A 22,980-nucleotide genomic window follows, 5' to 3' on the forward strand; every position below is an offset into this window, starting at 1 on the left:
GACCGGCTGCTTTTTTGGTGTTATTTTAGTTTGGCGGGAAGCAGCCTGCGGATCGCTTCCGTGTCCACGACAAGGTGGATATTATCCATCGTCCGCAGCGATCCGGAGATCGTCCCGGCCAGCTTGCCGGAGCCGTCGATCAGCGGGCCGCCGGACATTCCGCTGACAATCTGGGCCGAGGTGAGAATGCGGTCTCTGCCGTTGATTTTGGCGCGCGGATTATTGATAATCCCCTGGGTAATGATCGGCGTGCTCTTGAGCGGATAGCCGAGCGCATAGACCGTCTCTCCGAACTTCAGCGCTTCCGTCCGAACCGTCAGGTACGGGTAAGCGCCGCTTGGCAGCTTCGCCGACTGCGGGTCCGGAAGCTCCAGCACCGCAATGTCTTCGGTCTCGTCATAGCTTGCGACCTTGACCGGGCCGACGGACCGTCCGTCGTTCATAACCGCCTCCACCCGGCTTCCGCCCTTAACGACGTGGTACGCCGTCAGCGCCGAACCGCCTGCCGAGATAATCGCGCCTGAGCCGGCAGCCTGAAGCTTGCCGTCGCTTCCCAGAACCCGCAGATACAGCGTTGCGCTGTTGGCCTGGTCGTAGCTCTGGACCGCGCTGCGGATTTCCTCTTGATCGGCGCTGCCTGTACCGGCATAACCGAAGGCCGCTATTGCCAGCAGCAGGATAAGGCCAAGGAGCCGTCGTTTCGTAGTCATGTATTATTCCTCCTGTTGTCCGCCGGCTCCCGGCCGGCTGCTTCCAAGGATGAACCGGCGGGGGTTGCCCGCCGCCGGTCTCCGAGTTATTTTGCCACAGACATAATATCTTTGTACGCCCAGTGCGTCGCCGGCAGATCATTGAAGCGAACCGGCAGAGCTTCCGTACGCACGCCGATAATCCGGTTAATCAGGGCTACAGCCTGCGCGCGGGTAATCTCGCTCTGCGGCCGGAAGGTGCCGTCCGGGAAGCCCTTGATATATCCCGCCTTGGTCAGCGCGGCAATATACTTCTCTGCCCAGTGCCCCTTCACATCCTTCATCCCCGCCGCCGTACTCTGCGCCGGCTCTAAATGGAGCACCCGGCTCAGCACGGCGGTGAATTCCGCACGCGTCAATCCTTTGTCCCCGCCGAAGCCTCCGCCCGGGTAGCCGTCGATAATACCGGCCGCCGAGAAGAACGCGACCGTATCGGCGTACTCCGTCTTGACATCGCCGAACAGATTCTCCACGCTGACTTCTTCTTGATTCAGCAGCGGAGACAGCGCGGCAATCAGCTCATAGCGCGTAATGGCCCGATTCGGCTTGAAGCTGCCGTCGGCATAGCCTGCCATATAATGGACGTCTTTGGCATCCGGCTTCAGCTCGAATTCCGCATTCTTCACTTCGTAGTTCATCGTGATGACCCGGTCATCCTTGTCGGTCTTGATCTTGAGCGTCATGCCCGTGCGGATCACGATGGGTCCGGTATACCGCGGGCTGCTTGCCGTAGGCTCGGAACCGTCTGTCGTATAGTAGATAATCTGGCCTTCCGGAGCGGTCAGCTCCAGCTTGCTGTTCTTCGCTACCGTCAACGGAGCGTCGGTATTGCCGGCTTCCACCGGATGCCCGCCGATCACCGCAGATACGGCCGGCTCGGCAGACGTCTCTTCGGCCGGAGCCGGAGCGGCACCGCCGCCTCCCCCTCCGCCTGGCGTTCCGCCGCCACCGCCTCCTCCGCCGGAGGAGACGTACTGCTGGGTCCAGACAGCGCTGAAGGCTTCGCTCGCTTCTTTGTCATCGGCGACGGCGATCGCTGTAAGCGTCGTGGTCTTGGTCAGTTCGACCGGTCCGGTATACAGCGCCGAGAACATATCCGGCTGCGAACCGTCGAGCGTGTAGTAGATCTTCGCTCCGGCTTCCCCGGACAGCTCTACCGCAGTCTTGTCCGAGAAGACTCTGCTGCCGGATACAGCCGACGGCTTGGCCGTCTGCCCGGTGTAGGCATAAGCCGGTGTGCCGATGGCAATCGTGCGCACCGCTCCCTCATACGAGGCTGTCAGCACCGCTGTGCGGGCCGGAGCCAGACTTCCTGTCCAGGTTCCTTCACCCGCCCTCAGCACGGCCGCAGAGCTTGCAGACGACCAGAGCAGAGATTCCGTCTTCGAGAGTCCAAAAGCTTCCGACAAATGGTTGATCGTGTCGGTGCGGCCCGGAATAACAGCCGCTGTGGCCAGCAGGCCATCCGGCGTCCGGCTGAACGCCTTGAGACCCGGATAGAAACCGGTCTTGGCTTCCCAGACAGAGGCGTCCAGACCCTGCGGCAGTGTCCCGGCCGTCAGTTCGGTAGCAGTCATTCCCGCTGCATCCGGTTCATAGCCGCTGACCGGCTTGCCCTCGCCGTTGTAGTAGGCGGTGCTGCGTTTCAGCGCCTGAAGGTTGTACTGCGATTCTTCAACCGCGGCACTGCCGGTCAGCTGACCGGCCAATCCGCCGAAGAACGCCTTGCCGGGAACGATTTTGCCGCCGACTGCCGCAGCCGTCTCGCCGGTGCTCAGCGCATGCTGCACCCGGCCATCCTGCGCCAGGGCGGCGATGCCGCCGGCCCAGGCTTTGGCGGTTCCTTCGGCCAGAACCCGGCCGGCTGCATAGCCGTTCTCGATCTGTCCGGCCTGCATTCCCGCAATGCCGCCGGCCAACGCTTCCTGACCCTCGGTCCGAATATCGGCCGAGGAGAACGATTCGGCAATCCGGCCGCCGGCTGCGTTCTCTCCGGCCAGACCGCCGGCGATGGCGCGCTGTGCCGGAGCCAGCGACCGGACGCTGCCGGTGCTGTAGGACGCTTCGATGGCGCCGCGGTTGACGGCAGCGATACCGCCGGCGCGTCCGGCTGCGGTAACCGCCGCATCGCGGACGGCTACGTCCCGGATCACCGCTCCGGTCTCATTGATTCCCGCGGCAACCGCGGAATCGCCGGACGAAAGGATGACCGGGCGGTCGAAGACCAGATGCTCCAGCACGCCGCGGTTGACCAGGGTGAAGGCGGTGATGCCTGCGCCGTTCAGCTTCAGACCGGTCAGACGGTGGTTGCCGCCGTCGAATACGCCCGTAAAGTTCTCATACGGAGTAAAAGCAACATTCGTTAAATCCAGATCCGCCTCCAGCGTCAGCTTCGGAAGCTCGGGAGCCGCCGCTGCTGTCCGGTTGAAGAGGCTGTAGTACGCTGCGCCTGTTGCATTCTTGAGCAGCACGGTCCCCTGGAGAACCGGAATGCTGTCGATGGCGACCCGGCCTTGGTCCGGCTCGCTCAGGAAGACGGTATCGACATCAATGAGCCATGCGCCGCGGGCAAGCGGGTCAACGGCGCTTGTCCGGACGGCATCCGCCGCCGAACCGCCGCGGCCGAACGGAGCCAGCGCGTTGGTGTAGACGGTCCCGCTTACCAGGCCGCCTGCCGCCTCATAGCCGGCTACGGAGCCCGTATAGATCGAGCTGCCGGAAGCCGGAGCCGCGAGATCGCGGTTGTCGGCGGTCGAAGACTCGATGCGGCCTGCGTTCATGCCGGTGATGCCGCCGGTGTAAGCCCGGGTGACGGGCTTGGCCGAGAGCGAAGCGACCTTGCTCTGCAGCGCGTAGGAGCCGCTGATTGTTCCCGAGGCTTCCACCGATCCGGCGAGACCGCCGGTCCGGAGGTCAAGGCCGGTGTTCTGCACATTGCCCTTCGCATAGACATGGGCAACGTTGTAATGGTCCACCGCACCGGCGAAGCCGCCGGCGACGGAAGCGGTTTTGGCGGTAACCGTCACGCTTCCCTGGGCCCAGGCATCCCGGATCTGTCCGTTGGCCGGACCGGTACCCTTCAGTTGCCCCGCGAACCCGCCGGCTGTCGGCGTGTTGTACGTGTTGGCTTCCGTAACCGTCAGCGGAAGATCCGCCGAATCATTCGTCATGTCCGTGCCGGACACGCTTCCTGCAAATCCGCCGGCATGGGTCGTCGGCGACTCGCCGGCGGCCGAGACGGAACTTCCGATGACCAGCTGCTCACCGCCGGAAGAGGTAATCTGCGTATAATAGATGCCTCCGCCTACGGCTTGGCCGACAGCACCGCCGGCTTCATAGGAGACGCCGTTGGAGAGACGCAGTCCGCTCTCCGAGCCGGAACCGACGATGATGCCGCTGCTGTAGCCGGCGAGTCCGCCCGCGTATTGAGTCTTGCCCCCGCTGACCGACAAGGCGGTCTTCGCATGGGACTGATAAATCGAAGCATTGTCATTCTTGCCGGCGATGCCGCCCGCATACTGCAGTCCTTGATAATTCAGGCTGGACGCCGTAACGGCGCTTCCCTGCATGTCGGCCTGGTAGACGCCCGGATAGAGCGGGGTCATCAGACCGAAGTCCAGCGCCCGGTCCCGGTCGGCTGCGCTCATCTCGCCGACGATGCCGCCGGCAAAGTTGTTGCCGCTGCGGGAAGTCGCGCTGACTTCGCCTTCGCCGGAGACAAGGTAGAGCACCGAGTCCCGCGCCGAACCGACGATGCCGCCGGCCGTTACCGCAACGCCTGCGCCCCGGACCGCCGCGGAAGAAGCGGCGCCGCGAATGGCGGCCCGGTTCGTCTGGGCGGCTACCCCGCCGGCCAGACCTTTCAGGCTGTCGCCCGAGGAGGCAATATTGAGATCGCCGATCGTTACGCCGTCGATATCGAATCCGGCTGTGCCTTGGCCTTCTTTGACCCCGACTGCACCGCCGACCGTTCCGTTCCCCAGAAGGTGAATGCCCGGAACTTCCGCGCGGACTTCCAGGTTGCGAAGTACCGTACCGGCCTCGGCGCGTCCGAAGATTCCTCCGAGCGTCGAGTCCGGCCCGCCGGTCTGAAGACTGGCTCCGGCGAAGATCATACTCATGTCCTTGGCTTCACCCGCCGCATACCGTCCGGCTACCCCGCCGACGATATTGCGGTCGCCGGTGGAGAGAATCCGGAAGTCCGGCGAGAGGGTCATGGTGAACCCGGTAATATTGCCGGCCTGCTGGCCGATCGCTCCGCCGATTACAGCATCTTCGGTAAAGGCCGATACAGTGCCGCCGACGGAGGTCAGCTCGAGCTGCCCATCAATCGCAGAAGCGTTGTCGCCGATAAAGGCGCCGACCACGGCGCTGTTATAGGCGGCTTCCACGCCCCCGTTCTGGAGGATCAGATGAAGCTGCCCGATGGAGCCGGCGTTCCGGCCGATCATCGCGCCGACTACCCGTCCGCCTACCTTGACCCCGTCCGTCAGACGGACTTCAATGCCGCTGACGCTGCCTTCGTTAAGCCCTGCCAGTGTGCCCGTATATTCCAGACCCGCTACAGCCAGCGGCTCCAGCTTCATGTTCTCCACGCGGCCTTCCTTGGCGATAACCCCGAACAGGCCCGAGTACGTGTAGGCCGGCTGCTGATACAGACCGTCGATCAGGTAGTCCCCGCCGTCCAGACGGCCCCGGAACGGATTCTCCGGCTTGTCGCCGATCGGCGTCCATTGTCTGGACTGGATATGAATCGGTCCGGTGATGCGGATGATGCGGTCCGTGAAGTCAAAGCGGTCCACGCCGGCAATCGATCCGTTGACGATGCCCGCCAGACCGGCAAGCTCGGCTTCGCTCGAAATCTCGAACTGCATCGCGCCTTTGTCTTTCATGTACCAGTTGATGTTGGCGTTGACGCCGGAACCGGTCTGGTCGCCCGTGTTGGCCGTCCGGTTCAGTTCCGGATACTTGTACAGCGCATTCTGCGAGCCGTACCGCCAGGCCCGGGAGAAGTCCCATCCGGACAGCGCCGGGAATTGGCTGCGGTCCTGTAGGACCGCCACGCTCACGGTGTCCAGCCGCAGCGGCTCATCGAGGGCCGCCCCGGCCGCGAAGTCCGGCAGCGAGGCATTCAGCGCAGCCGCCGCGTCCTTGACCACATAGTTCTTGTACAGCAGCTCCAGATCGGAACTGTCATAGCGCCCGGCATAAGCGCCGGCCGCTGCGCCGCCCGAAGCCAGCACCTGTGCAGCCGAATACGTATAGGACAGTTTGCCGCCGGCAATCCGGCCGGCAAGGCCGCCGACATAGGAGTGATCTGCGGTCGCCGATGCCTTCTGCGCAGAATACGCATTGCGGATGCTGCCGGAAGTCTGATCTCCGACCAGACCGCCCGCGACATTGTAGCTCCCGGTTGCCGTCAAAGTGCCTGCGAAGTAGGACAGCTCGATCTTGCCGCTGTTGCGTCCCGCCAGGCCGCCGAGGAAGGCGGGCGCGGAAGAGGTGCCGGTCGCTTTGCCTGTAACCGCAATATCCACATACGAACCCTGTACGGCTCCTTCATTCAGACCGACAAGACCGCCGGCCAGGGCATGGGAGCCCTCTACCGTCAGATTGGCATTGGAATACGTATAGTAGAGCGTGCCGGTCGCCCGGTTGACGCCGGCGAGACCGCCGACGATGGCGTCCGCTCCCCGGGAAATCACCGGAAGCTTATCCGTGACGCTGTTATTGGCGATCAGAGCATGGTTCTCTCCGACCATGCCGCCCACCAGAGCGGACGGCGCCGTGACCGAGACCGTGCCCATCGCCCGGCTGTTGCGCAGGGTGCTCGGCGCGCTGCCCGGATTCACTGTCGGATCTCCGGAGCGGGCCGCATTGATGCCGATCAGACCGCCGGCCTTGGACTGTACGGCCGCCGCATTGACCTTCAGGCTCAGCTTCTCAATCGAGCTGTCTGCGATCACGGCGCTGCCGGTTCCCAGGTTGTATCCGACCAGACCGCCGACCGCGGTGGACGGATTGTTGATGTTCAGGTTGAGACCGGAAGCCAGCAGCTTCTCGATCCGCGTTCCTTCCGCGTAGCCGGCGATGCCGCCGATCAGCGGGTCGGCGGAAGCCGGACCGGTGGAGATCAGCACATCGTCCGCATTCATCATCGAGGCGTCGCCGACGATGCTGCCGTCCACGATTCGCCCGGCGATGCCGCCGGCCGCCGCCTGCGTTCCTTTCAGCGACAGCTCCACATAATTCGGCGCTTCCGCCGCTGCCTGCGGCAGCGCAATGTCGGTGCTGCGCGCAAGTCCGGCGATACCCCCGGCGTTCACGCCCGCCGCGCGCACCGTTACCGTCGGCAGCTCGCCGCCGACCACGCTGACGCGGCTCAGGCTGGCCCGCGCTCCGTCCGGTCCTTCCGACAGACCGACGATGCCGCCGGCCGCCGCCCGGGCGCCCGCAGCATCAATGGCTACCGCTTCGGCGCGGGAGTCGCTGATTGATCCCCGGTTGAGACCGGCGATGCCGCCGACCGCATTGTCGTCGCCTGTGAAGGCGATCGTCAGGTTCTTGGCCTGACTGCCGGCCGAGACGCCGTGGTTCTCGCCGAATACCCCGCCGAGACGGTTGTCCGCACCCGAGGAGGTCAGCTGCACCCGTTCGATCCGGACGATCATGACCGGGGCCCGGTTCACGCCGACGGCTCCGCCGAAGCTGCTGTCCGAGGCTCCCGTATCCAGACGGAAGTCCTGCACCTGAACCGGGTCCTCTTCCGTTCCGATCCGGGCTTCCGCCGTCAGAACTCCGGCGATGCCGCCGGCTGTGTAACGGCTCTTGCCGCTGCCGGCTTCAATCCCGACCCGGGCCACCTGACTTCCGGTTACGGTCAGCGCCTTCTCGTTGAGACCGGCGATGCCGCCGGCCTTCCATTCGTCGGATCCGCTGGCAAGCCCCGTATCGGCCGACAGCTTGACGCTGTCATAGCCGCTGTAGGCAGGGTCGCCGACGCTTGCGCCGAATACGGCGCCCTGCAGGCTGCCGGCCACGCCGCCGACCGCACTGTTGACGGTGCGGGTCTTAAGCGACAGGTACTTCACGGAGACATGGTTCACTTCTCCGTCGATGTAGCCGCCGATTCCGCCGACCGTGCCGTCGGCCGCAATCGACGCATAGCGATCGGCGCTTCCGCCGGATACAATCGTGCTGTAACTCTTTGTGCCGTCTGCGGCCGCTACTCCGACCGCGTCTCCGATTGAGCCGCCCCGGGCATACCCGACAATGCCGCCGGTGAAGGCCTGGGAGCCGCCGGCTTCGATATTCGCGTCAAAGGCGACATTCGTCACCGTTCCGCCGACGGAGTAACCGGCAAAGCCGCCGGTATAAATATGATCTGTCCCGTCCGCCTCGATGGCGACCGTGTTCTTGAATACCCCGGACCAGGCGTAGTCATCGCCGAAATAGCCGGCTGCGCCGCCTGTGTAGACGTTGCTCCCGCCGTGGTTGACCAGCAGGCCGGTATTGCTGAACGCTCCGTCCAGCACCGACTTGGCGGCCGGAGCCATCGCTGCGCCGACAAATCCGCCGGCATAGGAGGCCGTGCCGCCGGGTGCCTGAATAGTCACGCTGCCGGTATTCGAGGTCAGCGCCGAGATCGACAGGCGTCCGCCTACGCGTCCGGCGATGCCGCCCGCGTAGCTGACCGCTCCGCCATTAGCGTCAATGCTGCCCGAGTTGACGATCGGCGTATCCTGATCCTCCAGCTCCAGCAGACCTTCCACATAACCGGCGATGCCGCCGGCTGCTATCTCGCCGCCTTGTCCGTCCAGCGAGATCGAAGCCTCGTTGGACGCCTGCTTGATGCGCAGGCCGTAAGCGCCGCCGTAGCCGACGATACCGCCGGCATAGGAGCTGCCGCTGGCTGTGATCGACTTCGTATTGGCGACATCCGCGATGCTGCCTTCGCCCATTCCGACAATCCCGCCGGCGTAGATCCGGTAGACCGATTCGGATACGGTAAGCTGCACATCGATATGGTTCGTAATATTGTAGACCAGACTGCTGCCGCTCATCTTGGCGACGGCCGAGCCTGCGTACACGTCGGAGGTTACGGATGCGGCGCTCAGACGGCCGCTCGCTTCAAACGTGAAGCCGCCGACGGTTCCGCCCTCCATGTTGCCGACCAGCCCCCGGTAGCCGAAGCTGTCCGGAATCTTCATCCCGATAATGTCGAACTTGCCGCCAGCCGCTGCAATCAGCGTCCCTTTGAAGGGATGCTCCGCGGTTCCGATCGGAAGCCACTCGTACTCCGAGAGATCGAGGGTACGGTCAACCTCCAGAATTTTACCCCGGAGACCGTTGATGCTCCCGTCCGGGTCTTCATTGACCAGCTTGGCTGCCCCGGCCAGCTTCGCGGGCGAGTCGATCGTAAAGGTAGAATAAATCGGATTATACCAGCTGGTATCCGCTGCGGAATCCCACGTCTGCGGGTCGGCCTTGGCCATGAATCCTCCCGCTATCGTGAAGATGGCCACCAGCAGAGCCGCTACGCCCACCCCGATCATTGACTTATATTTGAATGCCATGTTGTTGGACACCGCCTTAAAAAGTTTCCTGCGCCCGGTCCCAAGGCCGCCGCCCTCTTCGGACGAACGGCCTCTGCCGGGGTATTCCCGCTTATTCGCCGGCGATCAACCGATCCAGCCTCATGGCAATGGCCGCAGCTTGCGCCCGGGTCAATGCGTTCTGAGGACGGATGTACTGGTTCTCACCCTCTATGATGCCGTACTTGATGCTGAGTGCCACCTGTTCCTTGGCCCAGGCCGGAATTGAACCCTTGTCGGCAAAACCGCCGAGCAGCTTGTCGACCTCGCCAGCGCTCAATTTCTCTGCACTGCCCGTCATCTCCAGCAGACGGCCCGCCATCGTCATGGCCTCTACGCGGGACAGCGTCTCCTGCGGCTTGAAGCTGCCGCCCTGGAAGCCTGTCGCCAGTCCCAGCTTGGACGCAATGGCAACGCTCCGGCTGAACCAGCTGCCGGACGGCACATCCCGGAAGGAGGCCGCAGCTTCACGGTTCATGAGGCCGCCTACCCGAAGCAGCAGCGTCGGGTATTCCGCCCGTGTGATCCGGCTCTCCGGATCGAACAGGCTGCCGCTCTTGCCTTGTACGAACATCTTGGCAGCGGCTTCCTGAATGGCCTCGCGGCCCCAGTATCCATTCTTCACGTCGGAGAAGCTCTTCGAGTTCCCGAGCAGGAACACATGGCCTTCGCCCGTAAGCTTGATTCGGAATCCGGCATCGGTACGGCTCCACGGAACCGTCGTCCAGCTGCCTTTCTCATCCATCAAGACAATGGCGGTTACCTGGTCTGCCTTCAGACCGGCCGGTACGGCCAATTCTGCGGTGACCGGACTGTTCCAGGCCGCCTCCGCCAGATTGGCCTGAAGCGCAATTCCCTGGCCTGCGGCGAGAAGGGTTGCTTTCTGGGAGGCTGCGACGGACTGCATGGCAGCCGCGTCAGCCGCCGAATTCGCGCCGGTGCGGATAATGAGTTCCTCTCCGCTTGCACCGGTCAGCTGCTGCCCGGTCAGAATCAACTGTCCGGATGCCAGCTCGATAACCAGACGCTTGCCCGATGCGGCGAGCTGTCCGGCAACCTCGCGGTCGATGCGGAATTCATAGTCCGCCACATCGGCATCCTTGGCTGTCAGCACCAGGTCTCCGCTGTTAGCGGCGAAGTCCGCCTTGCCGACCGTGGATACCGCGGTGGAACCGGTCAGAACCGTGTTGACCGGGGCTCCGTTCAGCGTCACCGCCGGAGCCTTGGCCGGGGCTGCGGACGGTTCCGGAGCACCTGCTGCGGCTCCGCCGCCTCCGCCCCCGCCGCCGAAGCCGCCCGATCCGCCGCCCGGCTGGCCGGACGAATCCGAGCTGCCCGTTAAGTCGTAATTGAACAATTCACTGGAGGCTACGGCCTTCTTATCCAGCGAAGTGCGGGCCGCTACGACGATCAGATCGTAAGGACGCGCTTTGATGTTGCCGTCCGCCGGAAGCAGGCTCCAATCAGAGATATCCTGATTCAAAGCAGGCTTGGCTGCACCGGCTCCAGCCGGGAAGACTTTATAAGCCAGCTGCCGTCCCGTCATCTCTCCGGTGTTCGCTACCGTTACAAGGGCCGATGTCCCTTTATTATCGGCCTGCTTGGCCGAAGCCTCGAGCATTCCGAGCACAGTCGGCGCCGGAACGGCCACTTCGGCGGCCACCATGGCCGTCAGCTTCACATCGTCCGAAATCCGGTATTCGGCCTCAATCAGACTGGCCCCTTCGGCCAGACCGGTCACCGTTCCCTTGGCCGGCGCCCCGGTGCCGACCGCATCGCCGACGGTCAGATCGACCGCATCGCCCATCGTCAGCGTGTAGCTGAGACGTTCCTTGGCATCCGCTTCGGAAATTGCCACTTCCTTGTATTTCGGCTTGCCCTGGGCATCCCGTCCGTCTTCGACTTTCAGGTAGGCTTCAATCCGTCCGCTCTCGCCCGGAGCGAGTGCGGGCAGCGGCTTCAGCACCAGCGCTGCCGGAACGGCGAAGCCGTCGTTCGTTACGCTGACGGTTGCGGAGTTGGCATTGCCTGCCTCATCCTTCGCCACCAGCTGCAGATCAGCCGTAGGCTCATCCGAGTTGATCACCACATCGCCGGCAAAAGTGCCGTCTTCCGCGACCGGAATCGGCGTATTGCCGTTGGCGACCAGCTTCGTTCCGACCGAAGTCGTTCCCGCCACGCGGATGCGATTCACCGTACGGCCGTCAACCACAGCCGCTTCGGTTCGTTCTCCCGTCGTCGGTTCGTCGATATAGAGCATCGGCGCAATCGTATCAACGGTAAGGTAGAGCATCGTAACCGAGATATCCTTGGTCTTCGTGTTGGTCGCTACCAGCTCGATGGCATAGCGTCCGTCTGTCTTAAAATCGTCCAGCGCGAGCGTACCCGCGCTGCCGCTGCCGCTGGCGGCAAGCGTCGTCTTGCCGACCGATTGTCCGGCATAGCGGGCCTCTACCTGGATATTCGCCTGGTTGGAGGTCAGCTTCAGCGTCTGGGCCGTCCGGTTTGTCATCAGGTTCGGAGCCGTTCCCGTTTCGGCGGATACGCCGACCGTGCCGGCATCCGTCGCAACGGACAGCTTCGGTTTCACCGGAACCGGCAGCAGTTCATTGGTGCTGTCGACCCGGTCCGCATAATGGTAATTCTCGTTCTTGTCGAGCGCTGCACCCGGCTTGTTGGCTGCCGAGACCCCGATCACATACGAGTGTCCGACTTCCAGACCGGTATATTTCACATCCTTGAGATCGACTACCGTCATACCCGACGTACTGTCCTGATTAACGGCATCCGTGGTCGTGGTGGCGCTCCAACCCCCGACCGGAATCCCTTCGTATCGGCCGGAGGAAGCATTCCAGTAAGGCTTCAGCTCCTCTTCCGTCATCAGCACTTCTCCATAGTTGTCATACGATTCCAGACCGCCGTTCTGCTGGCGGAGCGCTTCGATAATGTAGCTCCGCTCAATGTTCTGCTGGCCGGTCTTGACCGCTCCCGGCTTGAACGAGAGCGAGAAGAACCCGTTGCCCGCCGGTTCAATCGTCACACCGCTGACATTCGACGGCGCAAGCGGATCGACAATCTCAAATCTCTGCGGCGAGGTCATCGTTCCGAACGTAGCGGAAGATTTCAACTCGGCGCGCAGGTAGTAGTTCCCCTGTCTCAGCAGTCCCCGGATATCCTCGGTTCCGCCCAGCATCGCTACTCGGGTCACGTCAATGACCGCACTGCCGCTGTCGGCCGGAAGATCCTTGGCAATCAGCATACCGGGATCGCCGGCTTCCAGTACAGAATCGCCGCTCGCCAGCTTCGTGGTCTGGCTGCTTACCGCATCCTGGGTTAGATACAGATTGACCGTATCGCCCGCCTTGGCGTTGGATACGTTCCAGGTCGCGGTGAATTTGTTCGGATCGCTGCTCTTTGCCAGATTGACTTCATTGAGCTGCGGCAGAACCGGAACGCTCATCAGCTTCGTATCCACCGGAGCGTCGGCCGTCAGGGTCCAGGTTCCGCCCTTCTTGACTTCGGCATCCGGAATGAGGATATACGCTCTGCGGATATCGACATGATCTTCCGTGTTCTCCGCCGCCGGTATAATCTGGGTAAAGGCATTCGCCTTCGGATTGCTGTTCGTGTTGTCGAAGACCAGGCTGTATTCTTTCTTGCTTGCATCCTTGAGCAGCAGCTTCGGCATCGTCTTGGTGTCATAGTCCACCTCAAGAATCGCATTGCCGTTGACCCCGCTCATCGGAATCGAATGCTCGCGTCCGTTGTTCTTGGCCGTGATGCCGCCGACACCCAGATTCATGGCGTCGCTCTCCAGCACCTGCACACCCTTCGCTACGTCGCGATACACAATCTCCTGGCTTGCTTCCTCGGTATCGACCCAGGAAGTGGCCACTGTCTCGATCCCCTGGCCGATCACCATCAGGCGGGGTCCCTGTTCGGGATCATTGATGACCATATGCACCAGACCGTCCGGCATCTGCTCGCTGGAAGTGCCGAATTCGACGCCTCCGCCCCAGTAATAGGTGACGCCGAGCGTAATCAGCAGGAGACTGAAGCTTCCCCACACCTTGTCGTTATTGACGCCCAGGAACACGCTGGACAGCGGCTTGCCGCCGACCACCGGTACCTTCGACGGAATCTGGATACGGGAGCCGACATAACCTTCAAAATCAATGCGGTTCTTCTCCAGATTCTGGCCGACAAAGATGCCTGCCTTGCCGACAATGACATCCCATCCGCCGATGTCGACTTCCGCCTGCACCCGGACGAACCAAGGGGTTACCCACTGCGCTTCCAGAAGCGCCTTGGTCAGCATCGGCAGCCGTTCATCGTCATCCGCCGTGGGAGACATGGCATAGTCCATCTTGCCTTCAATCTTGAGGCCTGTCCGCTTCACGGTCAGGTCTGTCTGTCCGAAGAAGTACGCCGGCGCGATGCCGAAGCGTACGCCGACGCCGGCCTGCACCGTCAGCGGGAACGGATCGGCAGAGGTGCCGCCCGCAATGGTATCCGCCAGTTCGCGGACCGCGCCGCGAATGTCGGTCAGGAAGGTTCCGCCCGTAATGAGAATGCCCGGCTGCGGCAGTTCTGCGCCGAAGGCGATGACGTCGGGAAGAATACGGCCGTCCTGGACCTTTTTGAAGGCCAATTCCATCTGAACGCCCAGCATGCCCTTCAGGTCCGCCTGGAACCGCATGCCGTATTTGCTTGGCTTATAGGCGCCCTCCACCTGCTGGACATAATGCGAGATGAAGATTTCGCCGCTGGTGCCTTCGCCCTTCTTCTCGTCGTCCATCGGACCGAACAGGCCGAGATTCTTGTTGAGGCCGAACTTGAGCGCGGCGTCGATGCCGACGAAGCCCTTGTTGTTGAAGATCACATTGTTGACTTCGGCGTCCACGACCTTCATTGAGATCATGCCGCCGAACGAAATGCCGCCTTCCCGCAGAATGAAGTCATTGAAGGACAAATCAAAGCCCGAAATATTGAACGTCGGTACAGCGAACAGCGATTGCCGGTTGAAGTACACATTCGATACCATCAACTGGCGCAGCGGGTTGATCCGGTCGCCGATCGGACCGGAGGCCCATTTCAGGCTGCCGTTGATCGACGTATCTTCCGGGTTGTCGTCGTTGTCCGCCTTCTCCGCCGGGGAGAGCGGACCGCTGCCCAGCCGCTTGCTGAAGCCGTTGAAGAAATCGAGCGTCCATTCTCCGCTGTGGAAGACGAAGCCGCTTCCGGCTACGCTCAGAGTGCCGTCTCCCTTGACGAAGGTCGAGGCGAACAGCGGGTTGTTGGCGAAGCCCGGAATCATGGATTGAATGCCCATAATATCCAGCTGGCCGCGGACGATGACCAGATCCTTGCCCCGGTAGGCCACCGATTCGTTGATGACAGCCGGCTCGGTCTGGGTCTCCACGATAACCTGGGCGTCCTTGCCCTTGCCTACCGTCTTGACCATGCCGCGGACGACCGCGAGCACTTCCCGTTCTTTGTTCTCTTTCTCAAAAGCTTGAAGCTCCTTCTCCGAGCCGAACGTCTTGTAGCTGTAGAACGGCACGTTCTCCAGACTCTCGTCGTCCAGGAACTCGGCGGTCTTGAAGGACGGGTCCAGCGTTTTGCTGATCTCGGCGATCTTCATCTTGGCCGCCTTGAAATTATCCAGCGCGTTCTTCAGATCGCTTCGGTTGGCAAAAGGAGCCGAGGCGAACATGCCGTTCAGCTCGTCCATCTCTTCCAGCGTCTGGCCGATGGATGCGCCCTTCAGGTCGAAGGTCTCCTTGTAGACGGCCAGAATGTGCGCTTCCCGCACCCGGTTCTCATCGTTGTTGGTCACCATGATTGCCTGGGGAGCGGTGATGTCATACAGCGAAGCGGCCTCTTCGTCTCCGCCGGCATCGCCTTTGTAGTCGATCTGCACCTGATATTCGCCCAGCGGCAGTTCCGGCCCGAGCCCGCTCTGAAGCACGGAACCGTCCGGCGCGACCTTGTCGCCGCCGTTGTAGGTAATCCGCATATCGCCCGACGATCCGTCATCGGTCGGCTGCAGAAGCACCGAGCTCAGTACCGGTACCTTGTAACGGTCGCCCGTCGCTTTGTTGCGGAAATACAAATCGAAATTCGGGGCGTTCTTGGCATCGCCCGTGTTGTACGCTTCGATGTTGGAGAGATTGACCGTTACATATTTCGTATCCGTGCTGTACAGTTCTTTGGGCGATACGCCGTATACATAAGTCGGCGTCGCTTCGCCCACGGCCGGCAGCAGGATAAAGTTCGACTTGTTCGATTCATACTGGGCCTTGATGCCTTCATCGGATACGCCCTCCAGCTTGGCCTGCGTCTCCGGGCTCTTAACGGTCAGCATGTATTCGCGCGTCGTCGGCCAAGCTTTGCCTTTGGCCTGAACCTTGAACGTTACCGTTACGGTGTCGCCGGGCTTGTACTTCGGCTGAATGCCCTGCTCCGCTTCCGCAGGCGTAGCCTGCTTCCGGTATTCAATCAGCTTGCTGCGGGAAGATTCCGTCACAGCCCGCCCCTGGGCATCTCTGACGATGTCCCCCTGGTCGTCCAGCTTGACGAAATTCAGGCCGCTCTGCAGCGTCATCTCCAGATTGATGCGGGAATGCTCCATGTTGTACTGTGCCAGGTTCTCGACCTCGGCCGTAATGTCGAAGATGCCCTCGTTCTCATAGCCGCTGCCGTCCGGCTTGACGGCCATCGTCTGGATCGGGTCCATGTACCGGATGGAGAACACTTTATCCGGCTGGGTCAGTTCGCCCAGTCCGTAGACGGTCTCGAACGACTGGAAGCCCTTCGGTGCGATTGGGTCCGGGTTCCAATAGAAGGCAACCGCAGAGTCGGCCGAACCGTAATCGTTGGTATCCGTGGTGAAATCCAGGTTCGGGTTCGGCGTGTAATTCCATTTCGTGTTGGCCATGCCGGCCCAGTGGCCGACGATCATTTCGTCGACGATATTAATATTCTGCTCGGCATAATTATTGAAGCCGTAAGCCGCCACATTCGTGGCCAGCGGGTTCTCCAGATCCAGCTTGTCCCGCATTACCCAGTAGGCAGGCAGCTTGTAGAGCGCACTGTTCTCCTTCGGGATGCCGATGCTCTCGGGATCATGCACGAGCTTGCGTTCAACGCTAAGCGGCGCCTTGTAGGAAGTGCCGACCTGGAACTGCGGTCCGTCGTTGCCGCCGACCATCGTGTCCAGGAGAATCCGGCTGCCGACCGCGACTGCGGCGCTGCCGTTGTTTTTAACTTCGTAACGGATGTTGACATTGCCCGAATTGACCTTATCGGCCGTATCGGTGTACAGCATCAGGATCTGCTTGATCTCGACGCCCTTCATGCTCCAGACGGTCTCGATCTGCTGCGTCCCGTTCGGATTGTTCACGACCTTGGGCGCTGTTGTCGAGGACTGCGTACCGTCGCTCAGCTTGTAGCGGTTGCCGAAGATATAGTCCGTTCCGTCGATCTTGAAGGTAGTAAATGACGTTTCGGGATCATCTCCGCCAAAGTTCAGATTCACGTTCTGGTCTTTCTTGCGGATCGGCTGGCCCTCAACCGTACGGATGCCGTAGCGGCCGGATGCGTTGTCCACCGTAACCTTGATGAAGTCATTCTGGATCACCGTTGTACTCTTGCTCGCAGCGGCTTCCGCAATGGCTTGCAGGCTCTCCGAGGATGCCAGAAATACCAGGATGAAGGATAGCAATACGGATAAGGCCTTATTGAAAAGCTTGACGCTCACGTGGTTCCCCCCGATCAAAATTCAGACTGTCTTCCGCCGCCGGGAGGGAAAAGGGGCCTCTCCGGGACCCTTTTCCTTCCTTGCTGAGAACAGCGGATGTACAGTTGATGTCTACTTCGTGCTTCCGATGAAGAAGGTCGCAAATTCCCGGTCCCTCTCCTGCGTTCTGACAATGATGGTATACCAGCCCGCTTTCGGGAAAGTTACCTTGAATTCGCCTTTCACCATCTGATCGTAGGTGATCCGGGTGGCGATGGCTTTCATCTGTCCTTCACGGTACAGACCGGATTGATAGTACAGATCATACGTGCCCCACTCGTTGGTCAGATCCTTGCCGCCGACCTTCAGCAGGTTGTAGCCGGAGATCCGGAACGTGATCGTATTCGTATCGAACAGCGCCGTCTCGCCGGAAGAAGCCGAAATAAAGGCGTCGTTGCCGAAGATCAGCAGACCGCCGTTCTTGACGACGAGGACTTCCTGGGTAACGACCGTCTTGTTGCCGACCTGGTCCTCTGCCGTGTAGGTAACGGTCTGGCGGCCCAGCTTCTTAATGTCAAGTCCGGTGACGGTTACCTTGATTTTGTCGCGGGCCGATACGTTATCGGTAACGGTATAGCCGCCCAGGTCCGTCTCCGGCTTGAAGTTCTCCTTGTTCTGCACAACCCCTACTGCGGTCTGCTTCAGCGTCAGTACCGGAGCCGCATTGTCCAGTCCCTGGATTGTCAGCGGCACGCGGGTAGAATGGCCGAGCAGATCGGACAGGCCGGCCTGCGTCGTGCCGTTGCTCTCGTAGGAGCGCGTATAGACGAATTGGCCGGAGCCGTCGCTGATTTGGTTGCTGTACGTGCCGCTGGCGGAATCCGGCGCCGGAGCCATTCCGGAGAAGACCGGGTTGCCCGCAGCCGTTGTGCCGCTGATGACCACTTTCATCTTGCCTTTGGCATATTTCTTGCCGCCGATCGTTACGATCTTGCTGTCCGGAACGGCCTGGCCGTTGTCGTCCACGAAGATGTAGTCGATCTTGTCCGGCGAAGGCCCTTCGGCGATCAGGTTGCCGACCGTCTCCTTGACGACAGCCGTATTGCCGAATTCATCCTGCACCGTGAAGGATACCGTCCCGTTCTTGGTCAAGGTCTGCGGATTGGAGCCGACGGTGACAAAGAGCGGAGAAGCCGGGCTGTCGGCGCTCTGCACTTCAAGCGATACGCCCGAGGCATAGACGCCGCCCTTGCCGTCGGGAACCGTCTTGTATCCGTCATAGGAGCGCACAACGGTTACCTTCGGCGCGCCTTTGCGGATATTATGGACTTCCGCGGTTATAGTGGCGGTATTGCCTGCCTGGTCTTTGAATTCAAAGGTGAAGCTTCCGTTCTCGGTAAAGGTGTACACATTGCTTCCGCCGTTGTTCATTACCATAACCGGCTCTGACGCGTTCAGCTTGACCGTTACATTGCCGTTGGTCCACGCCGTTGTCTTGTAATCAATCCAGCCGACCGGCGGCGTGCCGTCCACATTCTTGACGACCATGTACAGCGTGTCGGTCCGGGCCGAATCATTCAGGTCCACAATGTCAAACGCATAAAATCCGTTCTCTTTCACATTGAAGGTATTGCCGCTTCGCACCGGCTTCGACGGGTTGACCGCCGCCGGAATCACCTTGAGACCCGCGGGAACCTCGATTTGAATATCGGCTCCCTTGTCGGGGCGAACCATGACATTGCTGTTGACCGAAGCCAGCGCATAGACAGGCGCTTCATCAAAGGAAGCGTTCGAGCTGTCGATCGGGAACGGTTCGCTCATCGCGCCTCCCGGCGTCCGGTATTTGACCATGACCTGAAGCTGCGCAGGGTCATTGCTTGGAACCTCAAGCGATACGAAGTTCGTGTAGGACCGCCACCGCGTCCAGCTCTCGCCGTTGTCCGGGGATACCGAATATTCGTATCCGGCCTTGCTCTCCGTATCCAGATTCAGCTTCAGAATGGCGGTGTACCCGTCCTGTTCGTCTCCATAGAGATAGATCAGCTTGGATTCTGTATCTGCCGGAGGAGTCGTTTCGTCGCCCGTATAAGTAACTTTGAACAATTCCGGCGTCCGCTCAATCGAACTGTTCCCGGCCCCGTCGGTATTCCAGACATAGAGCCGGAAGCTGTCCGTCTCTCCGGGCTTCAGCACATCCTTGCCCTTGATGGATACGGCTCCTCCCGCCGGTAGTGCTGTCCAGCCTGCGGAAGCGGCATCCGGCGCAACCTCCGTTGCCGGATCGGATACCCGTACCCACTGGTACTTCGACGTCATCGGCTCGCGGCTGTAGCGTTCGCTGATACTCACCGTCACGTCCTGTACATCCAGCGGATACGGAACCCCGTTCTTGCTGAAGGTAATTTGCGACGGCTCGTTATCCCAATAATAGGCTTTGGCGTAGAAGTAGCTCTCGCCGTCCTTCTTCACCAGAACGTGCACATATTGAACGCCGCTATGAGCCGAATCGGCCGGAATCGTATAGGAATACGATTTCTCCGGAGCTTCAGACGGCGCCGGCGTTGCCGAAGCATTCGGGTCCGCCGATCCAGACGGCGCTGGCGTTGCCGAAGCATTCGGGTCCGCCGATCCAGACGGCGCCGGCGCTGCCGAAGCATTCGGGTCCGCCGATCCAGACGGCGCCGGCGTTGCCGAAGCATTCGGGTCCGCCGATCCAGACGGCGCCGGCGCTGCCGAAGCATTCGGGTCCGCCGATCCAGACGGCGCCGGCGCGGCCGAAGCATTCGGGTCCGCCGTCATAGTCGGCGTGGCCGAAGGCGAAGGAACCGGCTCCGACTGAAGGGCTGTAAAGGCCGTCTCCTCCGGGTGGATCGAGCTTGCGCTGATTACATATCCGACATAATCCGGATCGAAGCCGGTCAGCTTGAAGTCCACATCGTGGCTTCGCACAAACTTCGGATCAGCTTCCGTCTCGAACTGCCCGGGCAGCGCGGATTGGGAACCGACATTAGCCGGAGCTTCCACCCGCTGGACGGATTCGTTCCCGGCCTTATCGGCCGATTTCAGATAGAGCCAGAACTTCCCGTATTCATAGACTTCATTCAGCGTCGTCTCGGTTACGACGCCGTTCTTCAGTTCAGCCGTTACCCAGTTGATGTCCGACGGCGTCTCTCCGTCCTTCACCCACTGGTAGCTGACCCGGTCGACTCCGCTGAGATCGTCTTTGACCAGAGCGCTGATCTGGACTCCCGCCGTGTTGTCGCCGTACACATCGCCGCCTACGACAGCCGGACCCTGATTGTCCAGGCGCAGAACGCCGACATTGTGCGTCCAGTTGGAATCATCGTGTTTGAAGTCGTTCAATTCCCATACCGAGGTGTCGCCATACTGGCCTACCGCAACCAGCGCCTTGTTCTTGGCGTAGACTTCCTTGTCAGCAGGAGAGCCTGTCGCTTCCGCCATCCAGGCGTTGTACTGCTCCTCATGGGTATCAATATATCGGGTCATCTTCTCGTACTGCATCAGCTCGCGGGCCGAATCCCAGGTCATGTCGGCCGTCCAGGTGTGCAGATACCATTGGCCGCTGTTCTCGGGAAGATACGCTTCCGGAGGCGGCGCGATCAGATTCGTCTTGTTGTTCGCCACCGACAGCTTGACGTTCTCGAAGCCGGTCGTGTACAGGTCCTCGGAAGGCTGCTTGGCCGACAACGCATAGCGCTTCAAGGCGGCGTTGTGGTCTTCCTCATGCCCGGCGAACGGATCGGCCGGACTCTTGCTCCACCAGTAGTACACCAGGCCGACCGAAGGCGAAGCTTCGGCGGTCATGTTCGTCGGGCGGTAGATGCCCTTGCTCGGACGCTCCACGCCGCGCTGGGCAGGGTCCGGATCGAGCGAAGGCACGACAATACCGGGATCATTGGCGTCGATGATGATTTTGCCTTTCTGCCGGTACGTGTTGTTGTCGGCGCCGCCAAGCTCATAATGGTAGCCGATAATCGGCTTCGTATTGTCGATCGACAGGTTCGCCCAGTCGATTTTGGAATTGACGAGCGTTTCATTTCCATCCGTATGCTTGCCGGCGTAGTTGGCCGGCTGGTTCAGCAGATTGCCCGCATAGTCGGAGACCACATTGGTATCCGAGTTGTTGCCCTTGCCGTCGTTGGTCAGCGCGATAACCTTCAGCAGCGGCGTCTCCACCGCAGTGTCTGCGCCGATGGTGGCGCGGAAGACCAAGTTTTTCTTGCCCGCCCCTTTAAGGTAGTACGCCTTCATTCCATTGTTGAAGTAGAGGAAGGATTGTCCTTCCACCAGGCTTCTGCTGATAATACTCTCTTCCGAGAGCTGAACGGTAAAATCAACAATGTCGCCTTTGTTGAGCGTAACGCCGGTCAGAATATTCGGCTGGATGCCGTTCTTCCCGTCTTGATATTTGGGACGCACGGCGTCCACAATGACACGGAAGCCTTTCGTATTGTAATCGAACGGGTTCCCGGTTTTGCCGTCGCTCTCCTTGAGATAGCTCAGGCTCCCGCTTCCGGTCTTCACCGCCGACAGGTTCGGATGCAGCACGTTGCCGGCGCCGTCGGACAGGACCGCGTTCTCCATCTTCTCCTGCAGCGTCTGCTCCATCGGCGTGTTGCCTGGCGTAGTTCCTGTGATGCGCGGCTCCAGCGGCAGATTGCCGCTGTTATGATAGCGGACACCCGTGTACTGGAAGGCCAGATTGCTCTGATACGATTCCAGATTGGAAGTGCCGTACGTAATATTCTGCATGTACTGGGTCTGCCCGGCCGCCGGAAGCCCGCTTCCCTCGGGATTCGTAAACAGCGGATGCTTCAGGAAGAATTCGCTGTTCGACGCATTCAGATAATGAGGCCGGACCGGCTCGCTGAAGTTGTAAGCCAACGTTATATTTTCATTCTCCTTGACGTACAGCTCCTTCTGGCCAAGGGTCGTATTGTCCCGCTGGTTCCCGTTGCCGGTGAAGGTATAGCTGTCGATCACGGGACGCTGCATATCCTGGAACTTCAGGTAGAAGCCGCGGATACCGGCGCCTTCACCGCTGTCCGCTCCATCTCCGTGGATGGAGAAGGTAAGTACGGAGTTCGGCGTGAACTTCGCCGTAACACTTTTGTTATAGACCTGGCTGTCGCCCGTCTTGTAGTACATAATTTCCTGTCCATCAAGCTCCATTCTGATCCAGGAATGAATCGTATCCTTCAGAAACTTGGAGTGGCGTCGAAGCACGGCGAAACCGGCAACCATTTCAGCCTCTCCACCGAGCGCCATTTCGCGCAGAATCGGGTTATCAGCCACTCTTATCTGGAAGGAAACCGTGGCCGGGCTGTCCCAGCCGCCGGTACCGGCAAAAACATCTCCGCCTGCCCAGTCGATTGTCGAGTTCGAGGCTGTCTGGGTCTGAACAAAACCGGGTACTTGATTGTTATAAAAATTCATGAACGCATTGTCAGCTTTATAACTCAAATTGCCGACATGCGCTCCCGTGCTGAACATGACTTCCAAATCTTCCGCAGCCGCTTTTGCGGTGCCGTTCCAGGATTCCGGAATCAATGAAAACAGTAGACAGACGATCAGACTGACTGCCGTCAACCGTGTAGCGTACTTCTTATTCCGCAATGTAAACGTTCCCCCAGTTCATTCAACGATGTGTTTAACTACAGGCCCTCTCCGGCCCGGCACTTCCGCGCCGCCCCCCCTCAATGATTTTCACATGTATTATCATCGGCGTAGAATTTGAATTATTTAGATCGTGAATTAATTTGCCGTAATTTTTTTTATCAAATTTTAATACTTGTTTAAGGCTGCGTCTGCACTCGTTCTCAGGGGGCGCAAAAAAGGGGCTGTCTCAAAAGGGTCATAAAATGACCTGAGAGAC

4 protein-coding genes are annotated in these 22,980 nt (G+C 60.6%); all 4 read right to left on the minus strand.

Annotated features, from left to right (window positions below; translation table 11 throughout):
- Positions 1-20 precede the first annotated feature (20 nt).
- A complete protein-coding gene (locus F4V43_RS18325) occupies positions 21-710 on the minus strand; it encodes a serine protease (protein ID WP_150459710.1) in 690 nt (229 codons plus the stop codon).
- A gap of 86 nt (positions 711-796) precedes the next feature.
- Entirely contained in the window at positions 797-9,325 is an 8,529-nt protein-coding gene (locus tag F4V43_RS18330) for a chitobiase/beta-hexosaminidase C-terminal domain-containing protein (protein WP_150459711.1), read from the minus strand.
- Between the two features lie 91 nt (positions 9,326-9,416).
- The gene (locus F4V43_RS18335; protein ID WP_150459712.1) at positions 9,417-17,105 is read right to left on the minus strand and encodes an S-layer homology domain-containing protein; all 7,689 of its coding nucleotides are present in this window, start codon (positions 17,103-17,105) and stop codon (positions 9,417-9,419) included.
- A gap of 111 nt (positions 17,106-17,216) precedes the next feature.
- On the minus strand, positions 17,217-22,721 hold the full coding sequence (locus F4V43_RS18340) for a hypothetical protein (protein ID WP_150459713.1): 5,505 nt from the start codon (positions 22,719-22,721) through the stop codon (positions 17,217-17,219).
- Positions 22,722-22,980 lie beyond the last annotated feature (259 nt).

Source organism: Paenibacillus spiritus (assembly GCF_008710135.1).
GTDB classification, from domain to species: Bacteria; Bacillota; Bacilli; order Paenibacillales; family Paenibacillaceae; genus Paenibacillus_AQ; species Paenibacillus_AQ glufosinatiresistens.

Excerpts from the sequence above, each read along its gene's own strand:
- F4V43_RS18325 (WP_150459710.1), bottom strand. The coding sequence starts at position 710 with ATGACTACGAAACGACGGCTCCTTGGCCTTATCCTGCTGCTGGCAATA.
- F4V43_RS18330 (WP_150459711.1), bottom strand. The coding sequence starts at position 9,325 with ATGGCATTCAAATATAAGTCAATGATCGGGGTGGGCGTAGCGGCTCTG.